The organism is Rhodococcus sp. AQ5-07 (assembly GCF_009707305.1).
Taxonomy (GTDB): Bacteria; Actinomycetota; Actinomycetes; order Mycobacteriales; family Mycobacteriaceae; genus Rhodococcus_F; species Rhodococcus_F erythropolis.
In genome coordinates, this window is the sequence record NZ_CP046099.1 from 513411 (window position 1) to 529198 (window position 15788).

Sequence of the window (15788 nt, forward strand, 5' to 3'; positions counted from 1 at the left end):
CTACTCTCTTGCAATTGCGTGACTACGCCTTGGGGGGCGGGCCGGCGGTAGTCGGACGAGGCGCGTGGCGGCAACAGCTGCAGCACCGATGGGGGTGGGTGAATTGAGCACTGTCAGATTTGCGCGTCGAGCGCGCCGTGAATCGCCGCGTACACCGGGCGGCGAGGTGACGCTTCAGGCCCCACCGGAGATTACTCGCGTCACGCCGGGAAACCTACTGACCAAACTACTTCCGGTGATCATGGTGGTTGCCATGATCGGCATGGTGGCGCTGATGTTCTCTTCCGGCATGGCGCGCAATCCGATGTCTCTGCTGTTTCCGGTCATGATGATGGTGTCGATGCTCGGGATGCTCGCCGGGGGCGGTCGTAGCGGTGGGGCACGAGCGTCCGAAGCGAACGAGGACCGCAAGGACTACCTGCGGTACCTGGATCAGATACGCAGCGATGTTGCTGCGACGTCTGGTGCGCAGCGTGCTGCTCTCGAGTGGAGCAATCCCGAGCCGTCGCAGCTTTGGACACTGGCCGGGACTGTGCGGATGTGGGAACGTCAGATCACCGACTTGGACTACTGCCACGTTCGGGTCGGTCTGGGTACACAGCGATTGGCCACCAGGCTTGTATCTCCGGAGACGGGGCCGGTCGAGGATCTCGAACCCGTCGCTGCTGTCTCACTTCGGCGATTCGTCCGTGCGCATTCGGTTGTAAAAGACCTGCCGACCGCCGTCTCGCTTCGCGGATTTGCTGCGATGTCCATTGAGGGGCAGAGGGATTCCGCTCGAGCGCTCGTCCGCTCGATGTTGATGCAGCTGTGCACTTTTCACGGTCCGGACACCGTCCAAGTTGCAGTGGTGTGCGGTCCCGATACCGAAGCCGAGTGGGAGTGGGTCAAGTGGCTCCCACACGTACAACACCCGGAGTCTCAGGACGGCGCCGGCACTTCACGCATGGTGTTCGGTTCGTATCTCGAGTTCGAAAGTTCCCTCGGGGAAACGCTTTCAATGCGTGCTCGATTTGCTCGCAACACTCCAGCGAGTGCGGGCGTTCCGCATCTCGTGTTGGTCGTGGACGGTGGATTGCTCGAAGGTGACACCGGCCTGTTGTCCGAATCCGGGCTCGACTCGGTGACCGTCCTCGACCTGTGCGGGTTCTGCCCGCGGCTGGCGGCGGCGCGTGGTTTGCGACTGGTCGTCGGTAGCGATCAGATCGGCGCGGTGAGCAGCGCAGGAGTCGAGAACTTTGCGACGCCTGACGCCGCGACGACGAGCCTGGCGCAGTCGTTCGGACGTCGCATCGCACCGTTCCGTGCGGCATCGCAGAACGGCGTGGACGCAACTGACGACGACCGATCCCTTCGGACCTGGAGCCAGATGTTGGGGATAGGAAATGTTGCGAGGTTCAATCCTGAGCATGGCTGGCTGCCACGTCAGGGGCGCGACCGACTCCGCGTGCCGATCGGTGTCGGACAAGATGGAAACCCTGTCGAACTGGATCTGAAGGAGTCGGCCGAGAACGGTATGGGTCCGCACGGGCTGTGTATCGGAGCCACCGGTTCTGGTAAGTCGGAGTTCCTGCGAACCTTGGTACTCGGCCTGATCGCGACGCACTCACCCAACGCACTGAACCTCGTCCTGATCGACTTCAAAGGTGGTGCAACCTTTCTCGGCCTGGAGGAGGCGCCGCACGTTGCTGCGATCATCACCAACCTTGCCGAGGAATTGGCGATGGTCGATCGTATGAAGGACGCGCTCGCCGGCGAAATGAATCGTCGACAAGAACTGCTGCGTGCGGCAGGAAACTTCGCAAACGTGTCCGATTACGAGAAGGCGAGGCTGGCCGGCGCTGCACTCGATCCGTTGCCTGCACTCTTCGTCGTTGTCGACGAGTTTTCCGAACTGCTCAGTCAACAGCCGGAATTTGCCGAATTGTTCGTGGCCATCGGGCGATTGGGCAGGTCACTTCATATTCACCTGCTGCTGGCCAGTCAGCGGCTCGACGAAGGAAAGCTTCGGGGTCTCGACAGCCATCTTTCGTATCGCGTCGGTTTGAAAACGTTCTCGGCGAACGAGTCTCGTTCCGTTCTCGGCGTTCCCGATGCTTATCACCTGCCGGGCACACCCGGTGCGGGATACCTGAAGTCCGATTCTGCGGAGATCGTTCGCTTCCAAGGTGCATACGTGTCAGGCCCGTACGAGGGCGAGCGGATAGTACCCACTCGATTCTCGGTAGATTCCCCCGTCGAACTCGCGCCGCTGCCGTTTACCGCGACGCCCGTGGTCGGGCCAGAGGCTGTTGTCGTTCCCGTCGAGCCCGATGTCATCGACATGGGTGAAATCGGTGACGATGCACGTACTCTCATGGGGGTCCTCGTCGACCGCATGCGCGCTCACGGTCCACGCGCGCACGAGGTGTGGCTACCGCCGCTCGAGGCATCCCCGACGCTTGACCAGTTGTTGCCGCGGTGGGCGGCCGGTGATCAACCTCGCGGAAATCTGAGCGCACCCTTCGGCGTAGTCGACAGGCCGTTCGATCAGCGCCGCGATCTTCTCGTCGCCGATCTGAACGGATCAACGGGCAACCTCGCGATCGTCGGCGGCCCGCAGTCGGGAAAGTCGACGGCCTTGCGCACGTTGATCTTGTCTCTGAGCATGACGCACACGCCGGAACAGATTCAGTTCTACTGCCTCGACTTCGGTGGTGGAACGCTCCTCGGATTGAAAGATCTGCCGCACGTCGGATCGGTGGCAAACCGCTTGGATTCCGACCGCGTCCGCCGCACGGTCGCCGAGGTACTCGGTGTGGTCGCGAAACGGGAGCGGCTGTTTCGTGACCTCGGCATCGACTCCATGGCCGATTTCCGAGGATTGCGAACAGCTGATCCCGCCGGGGAAGGTGTGGCGGCGGGACTCCGAGATGACCCGTACGGTGACGTCTTCCTCGTCGTCGATGGTTGGCCCAGCGTTCGTTCGGATTTCGAATCACTCGAGCCTCAGATCAACATGCTCGCCGGTCAAGGTTTGTCCTTCGGTGTGCACGTGATCGTCACGACGTCGAGGTGGGCCGAGATCCGGCCGGCACTCAAGGATCAACTGGGTACTCGCATCGAACTTCGATTGGGTGATCCGGGAGATTCGGATGCGGGTCGCCAGAAAGCCAGCCTGGTGCCGGAAGGTCGACCGGGTCGTGGCATCACGCGCGACGGGCTTCACCTTCTCACCGGACTACCTCGAATCGGCGGTTCGCCAGGTAGTGAGAATTCCGGTGGTTCTGTGGCGTCGACGGTCGAACATATTGCAGCCATGTCGAATTCGCGCCCGGCGCCCACCGTGCGGATGCTTCCGGATTCGTACTCGCGGGCAGAACTTCTCGAAGCTGTCGGGACCCGGTGGCCCTCACCGAGTGCGGCCGACGGTCGGTGCCTCACCGCGCCGATCGGGCTCGGTGAGACCGACCTCGCCCCGGTGTACATGGACTTCCGGGAACACGCGCACCTTTTGATATTCGGCGACACCGCGTGTGGCAAGACATCTCTTCTGCGCGGAATAGCGGAAGGGATCATCGCGTCGAACACACCGGCGCAGGCCAAGCTGATTATCGGTGACTATCGGCATTCCCTACTCGGAGTGGTCGAAGGGAATCACCTCGGCGGGTACTCGGCGTCGTCGACGACCTTCGGTGAGTTGATGGTCGACTTGGCTCGGATCGTCGCCGCCAGAATGCCGAACGCCGAAACAACACAGCAGCAATTGCGGGAAAGGTCGTGGTGGAGTGGGCCGGAGATTTATGTACTGATCGACGACTACGACCTGGTGGCCACACCGAGTGGTAATCCGGTGGCGCCGTTGCTCGAATACATTCCGCATTCCAAGGACATCGGTTTGCACCTGGTGATTGCCCGCCGTTCCGGTGGCGCGGCCAGAGCACTCTACGAGCCGGTCATTGCGAGAATTCGCGACATGGCACCGGCCGGATTGATCATGAGCGGAAGTCGCGACGAGGGAAATCTCGTCGGCACCGTCCGCGCGTCGGCATTGCCGGAAGGTCGTGGGGTCTACGTTTCTCGATCGCAAACCCAACTTGTCCAAGTTCCGTGGATGCCACCGCTGTGACCGTTCCGTCCTTGGTGTCGGTCTCGCTACATTGGGGTGCATCCAATATCTGGGTCGTCTCGGGTCAACGCGAATTCTGTTGCAGTGCAGACATCAGACGCGAACCGGCGTCGGGTCCCGGTACGACCGGTGAAAATGCGATCGATTACGTCGACGACGATTATGTCGACGTAGATGGTCGGATTGTCCCCACCGTCCTGGAGCTGGCCAGGCTGATCTCCAGTGCGATGGACGGGTGCGGAATCGTCGATGCAGACATCCTCTATCTCAGTCATCCCTCGGACTGGGGTGCCCCACGCAGGCGGCGATTGCTCGATGCCGCACGGCGAGTGGCGCACGACGTCGTCCTCGTTACGACGTCGGTCGCGGCGGCGAGGTCGGCTCGTACAGCCTGGCGATCACGGTGTGTCGTCCTCGAACTGCGTGGCGGAATGGTGGTCGCTTCTGTTGTCGTTGAGGTCGACGGTGAACTCCGAATCGACGGGGCACAAAGCTCGGCGATCGCAGACGTTGCGGGGTTGTTTTCCGGAATCGGGGACTTGTCGGTTCGGGACGCTGTGGTGTTGGTCGGGCCGCGCTCCCATGCCGTTGCGGCTTCGCTCGAACGTCGGTCGACGAATGCCCACGGCCATGCGAGCATTCGAATTCTGGACGAGAGTCGGGTGGCGTCGTCTCTGGTGGATCCTCGGACGCTCGTTCGCCAGACAACTGCGCGGGACAGTTCCGGTCGAATCGTCGACAATTCAGCTTTTGGTGCCGGGTGGGTAGGCGATCCGGATGGCGCGATGTCGATTCCTTCCGTGGACTCGACTGCCTCCTCGCCCCGTCGAGTCGGCGGGTGGCACGGAGGCCGTCGATGGTTCGCGGCGGCGCTTGCGGTGCTCGCCGTCGTCGCTGCGGTCGCGGCAACGGTCGTGGTGTCCACTCGCGATCGAGGCGATTCTCGGTTGGCGGACTCGGTCGCAGCTGCAACGGAAGACAAAGTCGAGATCGTGGAGGCGTCGAAAGAGCAGGAAAAGCCTGCGCCGAAGACTTCGATTCCGTCGATCGAGTCCGGTGTCACGCCGGAGCTCACGCGTGTGGAGGTGGGGAGCGTTGCAGCAGAGCTGCCTTCCGATTGGAAGCTTCTGTCACGAGGGACCTCGAGCGGGCGCACCGATTTGATACCCAGTTCCGGCGCTGATCGCAAGATCGTGGTCATCGAGAAACGTCTTGCGGAAGGTGCTGGATTCGATTCCGTCGAAGCCGCTTTGCGTCAGCAGTTTTCGGCGTTCGAGGACCCATTGCGGTTCGGAGAGTTTTCTGTGATCGACGATGCCGCAGGAAAACAGGCAGTGGTGTACGTCGAGTTTCCGGACGATTTCTCCGAGGTGCGTTGGCGCGTGTACGTCGACAACGGTCGGCAAGTGAGTATCGGCTGCCAGTATCTGGTCGGTGAGTGGGACAGTCTCGAAGCGGACTGCCTGCGGATGTGGCAGTCACTCGAATTCACGCCCTGACCGGATCGGTCGGTTCTGCAAACATTCTTCGATCGGGCCGGAACCGTTGGCACGGAGGTCGCGTCAAAGTATGTGTAGCGCACATCAGGGAGTTCCGCTCGACCCCGGTGCACATCCGACGGACAAGCCGTCGTGGGTGGTCGCCGATACCGAACGGTACTCACCGAATCCAGGGGGACGACATGGGCTTTACCGCAACTACCGCTGAATTGATCGATTCGGCGGGGACCATCGACGGACATCTCGGTGACATCAGGGGACTGGTCAACGCTGTTCGGTCGGAGGCCGACGCTTCGCACAATTCGTGGAACGGTGCGGCGCAGGTCGAATACGCAGGAATCATGGAGCGATACAACAGCGCGGCCCTGAAGTTGGACACTGCTCTGACCGACATCTGCGAGCAGATCAAACAGGCTGCGGGAACCTTCGACTCGACCGAAGACGACAACGTCAGCTCGCTTCGCGGCGCGACGGTGAACATGTCCTGACCGTCAGTTCTTCGCCGTTCGATCAAGCAGTCCTCAGCCAGTAGTTCTCACAAAGTTCTCTCCAGTCACACCGAACCGGGAGCAGTTATGTCCGACAGGATCAAGTACGACTTCGGCGGCCTCGCAATGCTGTCCGATCAGATGAAACAGCAGGCAAAAGCGATCAACGACAAGCAGGGCGACATCAAGGTTGTCGTCGACAAGCTGCAAGCAGGCTGGGAAGGGGCAGGTTCCGAAGCCTGGAACGACGCACAGCGCCGCTGGGCCCAGGCGTCCGAAGAACTGAACATGGTTCTCGCGCAGATCGCCGGAGCGACGGCGAGCGGCTCGGAGAAGATGCAGGAAGCTGACCGGATCGCCGCAAACGGGTTCGGTCGCTGACAACATTCATGTCGTGACGACACCCCGACTGCCCCGGTACCGTCAGGTTGCCGGGGCAGTCGCATGTTGATCGCTTACCTGCTGGTTCCGGACGAGGGCATTGTCGGCGGAGATGGCTGCGCTTTGACCTGGCAGCGGGTAGACCGGTATCGTCTATCGGTGGCGTGCCGTAGGGCTCCGGCAGAAATGCGTGGAGACCGGCGGTTCTCGGGTCTCAACTGGCCGCCGAGGATCGTTTACGCGATACGCACATGGTCAGCAGTGGAATGAATTAAGACGAGGAAGATCTGTGTCTACGTACACCCCGAAGGCCGGAGATGTGACCCACTCGTGGCACGTCATCGACGCCACTGACGTGGTGCTCGGCCGTCTTGCCGTTCAGGCAGCGAACTTGCTGCGTGGCAAGCACAAGCCCACCTACGCGCCGCACATCGACGGTGGTGACTTCGTTGTCATCATCAACGCTGAGAAGGTTGCCATCAGCGGCAACAAGCTGCAGGGCAAGAACGTTTACCACCACTCCGGATTCCCGGGTGGCCTGAAGTCCCGCACTGTCGGTGAGGTCCTCGACAGGACTCCCGATCGTCTCGTCGAGAAGGCCATTGTCGGCATGCTCCCCAAGACGAAGCTCGGCCGCGCAATGAGCAGCAAGCTCAAGGTCTACGCGGGCCCGAATCACCCCCACACCGCGCAGCAGCCGGTGCCGTTCGAGATCAAGCAGGTCGCACAGTGACATCGCCGGAAGAGCAGAACGTGTCCGAAGAGAACATCGAAGCAGTGGAAGAGCTTGTCGCCGCTGACGCAGTCGAGGTCGTCGAAGAGGTTGCTGCAGCTACGCTCGCACCGATCGTCCTCGATCGCCCGGTCCAGACCGTCGGTCGCCGCAAGGAGGCTGTCGTTCGCGTCCGGATGACTCCCGGTACCGGTCAGTTCAAGCTCAACGGCCGTACGTTGGAGGATTACTTCCCCAACAAGGTTCACCAGCAGCTGATCAAGGCTCCGCTGGTGCTCGTCGAGCGTCCCGAGTCTTTCGACATCATTGCACTGCTGCACGGTGGCGGCCCGTCCGGTCAGGCAGGCGCACTGCGTCTGGCTATCGCGCGCGCACTCATCGAGGTAACCCCTGATGATCGTCCGGCCCTCAAGCGTGCAGGCTTCCTGACGCGTGACGCCCGCGCGGTCGAGCGTAAGAAGTACGGCCTGAAGAAGGCCCGTAAGGCATCGCAGTACTCCAAGCGCTGATGCTTTGCCGAGGTTGACCCGACGGGTCTGCTTCGGCACCTGTTCACCACAAGAGCGGGCGTCCATCGTTACCGGACGCTCGCTCTTGTGTTTCTCGGAGAAATTCCATTCTCGAGTTTCATTCTCGAGGTTCACAGGATTCAGGAGTCGTTCTATGGGTCGGTTGTTCGGTACTGACGGTGTTCGTGGACTTGCCAATTCGGATCTGACTGCAGATCTTGCATTGAGATTGGCAGTTGCCGCGGCGAGCGTACTGACAGCCGGCACTTCGGATGCCCGTCCGACCGCCGTGATCGGCCGCGATCCTCGCGCCAGCGGTGAGATGCTTCAAGCCGCGGTGACGGCCGGGTTGAGTTCCGCAGGCGTCGACGTGCTCGACGTGGGTATCCTTCCGACTCCGGCAGTTGCATACTTGACGGCAAAGCTCGAAGCCAGTCTCGGTGTCATGATTTCTGCATCGCATAATCCCATGCCGGACAACGGAATCAAGATTTTCGCGGCCGGTGGGCACAAGTTGGATGACGCTGTCGAGGTGGCGATCGAGGACGCACTCGACGGCACTGCGCCGCCGGTCCTTCCGACAGGTGCCGGGATAGGCCGAGTCCGTGCGGTCGACGACGCCGCGCAGCTGTACCTTGGACATCTGGCGAGCGCGGCGAGCGAGCCGCTCGCTGGACTTACCGTTGTCGTCGACTGCGCCAACGGCGCTGCTTCCGCGCTCGCACCGGTTGCCTACGCAGCAGCGGGCGCTCGCGTCATCGCGATCAGCGCAGATCCCGACGGCCTCAACATCAACGACGGCTGCGGATCGACGCACCTGGAGAATCTTCAGAAAGCCGTAGTCGATCACGGGGCGGACCTAGGCCTCGCGCACGACGGCGACGCCGACCGTTGCTTGGCCGTCGACGAGACCGGCGCGGTGGTCGACGGTGACGCGATCATGGCTGTTCTGGCGATCGCGATGAACGAGGCCGGGGAGTTGGTCGAGAACACTCTCGTCGCGACTGTCATGAGCAATCTCGGTTTGCACATCGCGATGCGCGAGGCAGGCATCAACATCGTGACTGCTGCGGTAGGCGACCGCTACGTCTTGGAGGAATTGCGCGCGGGCGGGTACAGCCTCGGTGGCGAGCAGTCAGGCCATGTTGTGTTGCCGGCGTTCGGCACCACGGGCGACGGAATTCTCACCGGTCTCAGGCTGCTCGGACGCATGGCTCGTACGCGTAAGTCGGCATCCGTACTGGCTGCAACGATGACCACCCTCCCGCAAGTGCTGATCAACGTGAAGGTCGGGGACAAGGCGGCAGTCGCAGCGTCGCCGTCGGTACTTGCAGCAGTCGCGGACGCCGAGCGCGTTCTCGGTGACGGTGGTCGAGTGCTCCTGCGCCCGTCCGGGACAGAGCAACTGGTCCGCGTCATGGTCGAGGCCACTGAACTTCCGCTCGCGCAGAAGCTGGCTGACGAGTTGGCCGAGATCGTCGGTTCGGTGTAGCCCCCTCATTACGCGTTCGCGTTTAGAGGGAACGCAATTGCGCCCCGCTGCGTCCAAGGAGTCAAAGGCCGCTCGACGTGCGAGTGGTTCCGTTGAAACTTGGGGGCGCTCGTGGATGTCGACCGCGCTGGAACAGATGAATTGGCACGTCATGCGGTGTCGGTGGCCCAGGGTCTGCGCGATTCTGCCGAGCCGATCAAGCGTTTGCGATGGGGCGGTGCCGCTTCGGGCCGTGACTACGCCGAGCACGGAGCCGCGTTGGCGTCGGCATTGGCGGTCCTGAATTCTCGCTTGACTGGCCGTGCGGATCTTCTCGATACGTTGGCGCGCCGGCTTTCCTCTTCGGCTGAGGCAATCACTGAGGCGGATCGCGAGGGTGCGCGGCGGGTGCGGGACTCCGGCGGGTCGGCCTCGTGATACCGAACAGCCTTACAGCCCAGGCAGTACCGAACGGCCCGTGTTCTTTCGAAGATATTCTTGCACTGCGTGATTCACATGCTCATCCCGACGAAATTCTGGAAGCGGGCGCTAGCGGACTGCAGTTCTTCGGCCGATTTCACGACCTGGCCACTCGGTTGGGTTTCGAAGAACGGATGCTTACCTCCTATGAGGATGCATATCGCGCAGAGGCGGGCATCGATATCGCGGCACTGACGCGAGACATGTCGGACATGGCTGCGGCGGTGGACGGTTCGGTCGCGGAGATCGCGATGCTGACGGTCCTGGCCGAGAATCTTCCCGCAGTGTGGAATGTTTCCGGCGTGGATGCGGTCGTCGATCAGGTCTTCGCCGCGCGGCGCGAAGCTCGGTCCGATGCGGATTCGGCGCCACTGTTGATCACGCTAGCCGACGAACTTGCGCGGACTGTTCGAACGGCTTTGGCAGACAAAGCTTTCAAGGTGGCCAGCCTCGACCGGGCGACCATCGGCGGTCTGGGTGCGGGGGAGATCGATCAGCTGGCTCACGTCGCTTCCAGCGGTCGTGGCGCGGCGCCATGGCTGGACACCGTTTTTCGCTCGGCGTATCTGGATGCCCGCGACGAATTCGACAGGGCGTGCGCGCAGTGTGCGAGCGCGGTAGGCGATGCTTTTGATGCCGCGACTCAGTGGGTGACAGACGCCTTCCCGTCGACCTTGCCGGTCGCCGAGACGATCGAATCCGGTGCCGCGGCTGCGCCGATCTCTTTCTCGATCGGCGGCAACACATGGGGCTTCTCGATTGCGCCCGACGGTCGTGGGGTGAGTCTCGATGTCGCCGGTGCTGACGGGAACTCTGTGTCGGTCGCCGTGGAGTTGGACGAAAACGGTTGGCCGAGAATAGTTTTTGATGCCGGTCAGGAGGCGGTCATGCAGGAGACATACCCGCAAGAAGCGTCCCAGCCCGCGACACTTCAACCCGAAATTCCCCAGCCCGATATTCCCCAGCCCGAGATACCGGTTGAAACCACCGCCGAAGTCTCGCCCGCGCCGGACCCGGAGCCGCCTGTCACAGTCCCGGACGAGTCGATCGCCGGCCCCGACGGAGAGACGGGCGCTGAGCTGGCCGGAGCTGGTCCGCTGTGAAGTCCGTTCACGCGCCCTTCGAAGAGATCCGTCGAACTCTCGATTCTCAACTCGACGACTTCCGTGAGCGCAGAGCGGCAGTGGCGAGCGAGGAATCGCGCCAGGAGCCGCCGTCCGAAACGACGTCTGCCGATAACGAGACGGAAGGGTCGGTCAGATCCGGCCCGTATCTGCGATCCGCGTCAGAGCCGACGACGACGCCGACGAAGCCGTGCTCGCCGCCGGAGTCGGGGGCGGGCACGGACTCCTACTTACGCAACAGCTGGCTGGCCCGCGCGTCGGAGTGAGGTTCAACCGGGAGCAACGGCGCCGTGTGTGGAATCTCGACATCAGGATCAGCAAAGTCCTGGTACTTCTTGTCGCCGGTCAGATGGAACAACAGGAAGCCCGTGAGCAGGCACCGTGTGGCGGACTGTGTCTTGCGCTCGGATCCACCGAGGCCCAGGGCTCCGAGGAGTCGGCGGCCTTCGATCAGTCCGGCGTCTTGGCCGTCGTTCACGGTGCGTGCGACGACGGGACCGCCCCACTCCACGCTCAGCGGGCGCGCATTGCTGGTCAAGGAATCGACGTCGTCTTGGCCGGCAAGGATCAATCCGGGCGCTGTGATCTTCGACGCGTAGTTCTCCGCCTTGGGTGCTGTCGGGGCCGGGAACAGCGCGGCTACCGCACCGACATCCCCGCGCTGCGCTGCGGCCAGCACCGCCGCGCCCGCGCCCATGCCGTGACCGGCAAAGGCGACCCGATCGGGTTGGACGCTGATCTGGCCGGGGCCGAGTCGTACGCCGACGCAGATGTCGAGCGTCGCTCGAAGATCTGCAGCCAAGCCGAGATGGGACGGGACCGGACCGCGTTCGCTGTCGGGCGCCGCTGCGACAATTCCCCAGGAAGCGAGGTGCTGGAGTGTCTGCTCGTACTTGTGGGACCCGACCATCCACCCGTGCGCGAAGGCAACGGCGGGGAGATTGAAACCGGTTTCCGGCGTGTACACGACACCCGGCTGTCCGGCCAGGGCGAGGTTGCCGCGGAGAACTCGGTGCGGGCCGCGCTTGGACAGCTCACGGGTCAGTGTCTTCAGTTTCGGTGCCACGGTTGAAGACGTTATCCGATGAGCCGTCTCGTGTATGCGGAGCCGACGCTGCAACCGGCTGGGGGATGTCTGTGGAACCGCAAAATGCGCCCACCGCCGATGTCCAAGTACCCTGAGTCACCATGTGCGGAATCGTGGGATACGTCGGCCACCGCCCAGCTCTGGGCGTTGTGGTGGAGGCTTTACGGCGAATGGAGTATCGCGGGTACGACTCGTCGGGAATCGCGATTCTCGACGGAACCGGTGGGGTCGAGATCGAGCGTAAGGCCGGTAAGTTGGCCAACCTCGAGGCGGAGCTCGGCGAGTACGGCGCGGATCACTTTGTCGGTACGTCGGGTATGGGTCATACCCGGTGGGCGACGCATGGGCGTCCGACCGACCGTAATGCGCATCCGCATCGTGATGCGTCGGGCAAGCTGGCTGTCGTTCACAACGGAATCATCGAGAATTTCGCCCCGCTGCGTGCGGAGCTCGAGGCTGCAGGCGTCGAGCTTCAGAGCGACACGGATTCCGAGGTGGCAGTTCACCTGGTAGCCCGGGCGTACGCCCAGGGGCCGACGGCAGGTGATTTCATCGAGAGTGCGCTGTCGGTGGTTCGTCGGTTGGAAGGTGCGTTCACGCTCGTCTTCACGCACGCCGACCACGCGGACACGATTGTCGCCGCCCGCCGCTCGACGCCGCTCGTCGTCGGTGTCGGTGAGGGCGAGATGTTCCTCGGCTCCGACGTCGCTGCGTTCATCGAGCACACACGCGATGCGGTTGAACTCGGACAGGATCAGGCAGTGGTGATCACTGCGGACAGCTATCGGATCTCCGACTTCGCGGGTAACGAGGCAGAGGGGCGCCCGTTCCGCATCGACTGGGATCTCGCGGCCGCCGAAAAGGGTGGTCACGACTACTTCATGCTCAAGGAGATCGAAGAGCAGCCGACCGCTGTCGCCGACACGCTCCTCGGCCACTTCGAGAACGGGAAGATCGTCCTCGACGAGCAGCGGTTGTCCGATCAGGAATTGCGCGACGTCGACAAGGTGTTTGTCGTCGCCTGCGGTAGTGCCTACCACTCCGGACTGTTGGCGAAGTACGCGATCGAGCATTGGACGCGTCTACCTGTCGAGGTCGAACTAGCAAGCGAATTCCGTTACCGCGACCCGGTTCTGGATCGCTCGACGCTTGTTGTCGCGATCTCGCAGTCGGGGGAGACGGCGGACACACTCGAAGCTGTCAAGCACGCCAAGGATCAGAAGGCACGCGTCCTGGCGATCTGCAACACCAACGGTGCACAGATCCCGCGCGAAGCCGACGCCGTTCTCTACACGCGGGCAGGACCGGAAATCGCGGTTGCGTCGACCAAGGCCTTCCTGGCGCAGGTGACCGCGAACTACCTCGTCGGTTTGGCTTTGGCGCAGGCTCGCGGCACCAAGTATCCGGACGAGGTCGCGCGCGAGTACGCCGACCTCGAAGCTATGCCCGCATTGGTCAGCAAGGTGCTCGAGACGGCAGAACCGGTGCGCGCGTTGGCACGCCAGTTCGCGCACGCGTCGACCGTGCTGTTCCTGGGGCGCCACGTCGGCTACCCGGTGGCGCTCGAGGGTGCGCTCAAGCTCAAGGAGCTTGCATACATGCACGCCGAGGGCTTTGCCGCCGGTGAGCTCAAGCACGGCCCGATCGCGCTGATCGAGGAGGACCTTCCGGTCATCATCGTCATGCCGTCGCCGCAGGGTCGCGCTGTGCTGCACTCGAAGTTGGTGTCCAACATTCAGGAGATCAAGGCGCGCGGGGCAACGACTATCGTCATCGCGGAGGAAGGCGATACCGTCGCCGCGGCGCACGCGGATCACCTGATCGAGATTCCCGCGTCACCGACTCTGCTGCAGCCGTTGCTGTCCACGGTTCCGTTGCAGATCTTTGCGGCCGAGGTTGCCGCGGCACGCGGATACGACGTCGACAAGCCGCGTAACCTGGCGAAATCGGTTACGGTCGAATAGTTTTCGTAGGGAATTTCGGGCCCCGCAGTCGAAAGACTGTGGGGCCCGAGTGCGTTACGGCGTCTCGACGACGACGGTTCCGCGCATCTCGGGATGCGGTGTACAGGTGTAGTCGTAGGTTCCGGGTTCGGTGAACGTGTAGGTGTAAGTTCCCGATTTCTTGAGTGGGCTACGGAGTTTGCCCTTGGCGTCTCCGAGGCCGTTGACGTCGTGGGCCATTCCGTTGTCGTCGAATACCCACGTGACGGTGTCGCCGACGTTCACGGTGATGGAAGCGGGGGAGTACGCCATCCCGGAGATGGTCACCACGGGTCCGCTCGCCGTCGTTTCGGCCGCAGATGGTGTGGAGTCGGTGCCGGAACTGCACCCGACCAGACCGAGAGCGAGGACGAGTCCCGCGATTGCCGGGCGAAGACGTGATTTCATGGTTTCGAGGGTAGCGACGGCAACTGAAGGGTTCCGACATGCGTGGGTACTACACAGCCGATCAGGTGCGAGCAGCGGAGGTGCCGCTGCTCGACAAGCTGCCCGACGGAGTGCTGATGCGTCGAGCGGCGTACGGTCTCGCGCGAGTGGTCGCCGACGAATTACGTTCCCGTACAGGATCGGTCGCGCATCGGTCGGTGACGCTTCTGGTCGGTACCGGCGACAACGGCGGTGATGCCCTGTGGGCGGGTGCGTTGCTCCGCAAACGAGGTGTGAGTGTTCGGGCCGTGTTGCTCGATCCGGCGCGCGCTCATCGGTCGGGCCTCGACGCTCTCCTGAAGGCCGGTGGCCGAGTCGCTGCCGAAGTCGGGTCGCCGGATCTGGTGATCGACGGCATCGTCGGGATTTCCGGGCACGGCGGTCTGAGGCCTGACGCAGCTGAGCTCGTCGGCCAGGTGGAGGCACCGATCGTGGCGGTCGATCTTCCGAGTGGCGTCGACGCGAACACCGGCGCAGTGGACGGCCCGTCGGTTACCGCTGATGTGACGGTCACATTCGGTGCGCTCAAGCCGGTACACGTACTCGCGGCTCCGCTGTGTGGTCGTGTCGAACTCGTGGATATCGGATTGAGCGTCGGCGAACCGGCGTTCGGTTCGCTCGATCCGGCCGAGGTCGGTGCGCTGTGGCCGGTGCCAGGCGCGGAGGACGACAAGTACTCGCAGGGTGTGGTGGGCATCGTTGCGGGAAGTGAGCAGTATCCCGGCGCGGGCGTGCTCTGCACCGGCGCCGCGGTGACCGCGACCTCCGGACTGGTTCGCTACGCCGGGCACGGCGCCGCCGAGGTGCTCGCCCGGTTCCCGGAGGTGATTGCGAGTGAGACGTTCCAAGCCGCCGGGCGGGTTCAGGCCTGGGTGGTCGGACCCGGTATGGGTACCGACGACGACGCCGCGCGGCTTCTGGCGTCGGTACTGGCTACCGATGTACCCGTTGTCGTCGATGCGGACGGACTTACCCTCCTCGCTCAACGTCCCGAACTTGTCGCAGCCCGGACCGCGCCGACTCTTCTGACGCCCCACGCCGGCGAGTTCGCACGATTCACACCACTCGGCGACGACAGAATCGCGGCCACGCGTGCTCTCGCCGAACGCCTCGGAGTCACGATTCTGCTGAAAGGCCATACGACGGTGATCTCGGATCCCGGCGGTGAGGTCCTGGTCAACGACGCCGGCGGCTCCTGGGCGTCGACCGCAGGCTCGGGTGACATCCTCTCCGGTGTGATCGGCGCGTTGCTGGCGGCGGGTCTGAGCCCTCTCGAAGCCGGGGCCGTCGGGGCGCGGGCTCACGCGTTGGCTGCGAACATCGCCGCTGCCGGCGGTCAGAGCGATGTCGCCGGAGCACCGATTTCGGCTTCGCCGCTGCTGGGAGGTCTGCGCGAGTCGGTGCGTGTGCTTCGCTCTTTTGCCCTTGATTGAGGGTGTTCAAACCCGAACACGTGTCCGATTCTGCGCGGGTGGCAGG

Annotated in this window: 14 protein-coding genes; 11 read left to right on the forward strand and 3 right to left on the reverse strand. The window is 63.2% G+C overall.

Going from position 1 to position 15788, the window contains the following annotated elements:
- Positions 1-88: 88 nt before the first annotated feature.
- The 9 genes from eccCa (at position 89) to GJB56_RS02430 (ending at position 10772) form a co-directional block, all read left to right on the forward strand.
- Positions 89-4108 (forward strand): type VII secretion protein EccCa, encoded by a 4020-nt coding sequence (gene eccCa, locus GJB56_RS02390; RefSeq protein WP_230091203.1) that lies wholly within the window; start codon positions 89-91, stop codon positions 4106-4108.
- The gene (locus GJB56_RS02395) at positions 4105-5607 is read left to right on the forward strand and encodes a type VII secretion-associated protein (protein ID WP_113683118.1); all 1503 of its coding nucleotides are present in this window, start codon (positions 4105-4107) and stop codon (positions 5605-5607) included. Before eccCa ends, GJB56_RS02395 begins: the two co-directional genes overlap by 4 nt.
- Before the next feature lie 182 nt (positions 5608-5789).
- Positions 5790-6095 (forward strand): WXG100 family type VII secretion target, encoded by a 306-nt coding sequence (locus GJB56_RS02400; protein ID WP_003940986.1) that lies wholly within the window; start codon positions 5790-5792, stop codon positions 6093-6095.
- Between the two features lie 87 nt (positions 6096-6182).
- Positions 6183-6476: a WXG100 family type VII secretion target gene (locus tag GJB56_RS02405; protein WP_003940975.1), complete on the forward strand. Its 294-nt coding sequence runs from the start codon at positions 6183-6185 to the stop codon at positions 6474-6476.
- A 289-nt stretch (positions 6477-6765) separates the two neighbouring features.
- Complete coding sequence (gene rplM / locus GJB56_RS02410; RefSeq protein WP_019747566.1) at positions 6766-7209, forward strand: 50S ribosomal protein L13; 444 nt, start codon at positions 6766-6768, stop codon at positions 7207-7209.
- On the forward strand, positions 7206-7718 hold the full coding sequence (gene rpsI, locus GJB56_RS02415; RefSeq protein ID WP_019747567.1) for a 30S ribosomal protein S9: 513 nt from the start codon (positions 7206-7208) through the stop codon (positions 7716-7718). The genes rplM and rpsI overlap by 4 nt, the downstream gene beginning before the upstream one ends.
- A 154-nt stretch (positions 7719-7872) precedes the next feature.
- Positions 7873-9210 (forward strand): phosphoglucosamine mutase, encoded by a 1338-nt coding sequence (gene glmM, locus GJB56_RS02420; protein WP_113683083.1) that lies wholly within the window; start codon positions 7873-7875, stop codon positions 9208-9210.
- Between the two features lie 111 nt (positions 9211-9321).
- Positions 9322-9627 (forward strand): hypothetical protein, encoded by a 306-nt coding sequence (locus GJB56_RS02425; protein WP_019747569.1) that lies wholly within the window; start codon positions 9322-9324, stop codon positions 9625-9627.
- A gap of 176 nt (positions 9628-9803) precedes the next feature.
- Positions 9804-10772, forward strand: a complete 969-nt coding sequence (locus GJB56_RS02430) for a hypothetical protein (protein WP_230091119.1) — start codon at positions 9804-9806, stop codon at positions 10770-10772.
- 46 nt (positions 10773-10818) lie between these two features.
- Here the strand turns inward: GJB56_RS02430 and GJB56_RS02435 are convergent, their stop codons facing one another.
- On the reverse strand, positions 10819-11013 hold the full coding sequence (locus GJB56_RS02435) for a hypothetical protein (RefSeq protein WP_154606640.1): 195 nt from the start codon (positions 11011-11013) through the stop codon (positions 10819-10821).
- Between the two features lie 6 nt (positions 11014-11019).
- Entirely contained in the window at positions 11020-11859 is an 840-nt protein-coding gene (locus GJB56_RS02440; protein WP_113683080.1) for a poly(ethylene terephthalate) hydrolase family protein, read from the reverse strand.
- A 122-nt stretch (positions 11860-11981) separates the two neighbouring features.
- On the opposite strand from GJB56_RS02440, the gene glmS reads away from it, so the two are divergent.
- Positions 11982-13844: a glutamine--fructose-6-phosphate transaminase (isomerizing) gene (gene glmS, locus GJB56_RS02445; RefSeq protein ID WP_003940837.1), complete on the forward strand. Its 1863-nt coding sequence runs from the start codon at positions 11982-11984 to the stop codon at positions 13842-13844.
- A 54-nt stretch (positions 13845-13898) separates the two neighbouring features.
- On the opposite strand, the gene GJB56_RS02450 is transcribed toward glmS, so the two are convergent.
- Positions 13899-14270 (reverse strand): cupredoxin domain-containing protein, encoded by a 372-nt coding sequence (locus tag GJB56_RS02450; protein ID WP_019747573.1) that lies wholly within the window; start codon positions 14268-14270, stop codon positions 13899-13901.
- 38 nt (positions 14271-14308) lie between these two features.
- Between GJB56_RS02450 and GJB56_RS02455 the strand changes: the two genes are divergently transcribed.
- Positions 14309-15742 carry an NAD(P)H-hydrate dehydratase gene (locus tag GJB56_RS02455; RefSeq protein ID WP_113683079.1) on the forward strand — a complete coding sequence of 478 codons (1434 nt, stop codon included), beginning with the start codon at positions 14309-14311 and terminating at the stop codon, positions 15740-15742.
- Positions 15743-15788 lie beyond the last annotated feature (46 nt).

Coding starts and splice junctions, on each gene's coding strand:
- eccCa (WP_230091203.1), top strand. CDS start 89: ATGGGGGTGGGTGAATTGAGCACTGTCAGATTTGCGCGTCGAGCGCGC.
- GJB56_RS02400 (WP_003940986.1), top strand. CDS start 5,790: ATGGGCTTTACCGCAACTACCGCTGAATTGATCGATTCGGCGGGGACC.
- GJB56_RS02405 (WP_003940975.1), top strand. CDS start 6,183: ATGTCCGACAGGATCAAGTACGACTTCGGCGGCCTCGCAATGCTGTCC.
- glmM (WP_113683083.1), top strand. CDS start 7,873: ATGGGTCGGTTGTTCGGTACTGACGGTGTTCGTGGACTTGCCAATTCG.
- GJB56_RS02430 (WP_230091119.1), top strand. CDS start 9,804: ATGCTTACCTCCTATGAGGATGCATATCGCGCAGAGGCGGGCATCGAT.
- glmS (WP_003940837.1), top strand. CDS start 11,982: ATGTGCGGAATCGTGGGATACGTCGGCCACCGCCCAGCTCTGGGCGTT.
- GJB56_RS02450 (WP_019747573.1), bottom strand. CDS start 14,270: ATGAAATCACGTCTTCGCCCGGCAATCGCGGGACTCGTCCTCGCTCTC.
- GJB56_RS02455 (WP_113683079.1), top strand. CDS start 14,309: ATGCGTGGGTACTACACAGCCGATCAGGTGCGAGCAGCGGAGGTGCCG.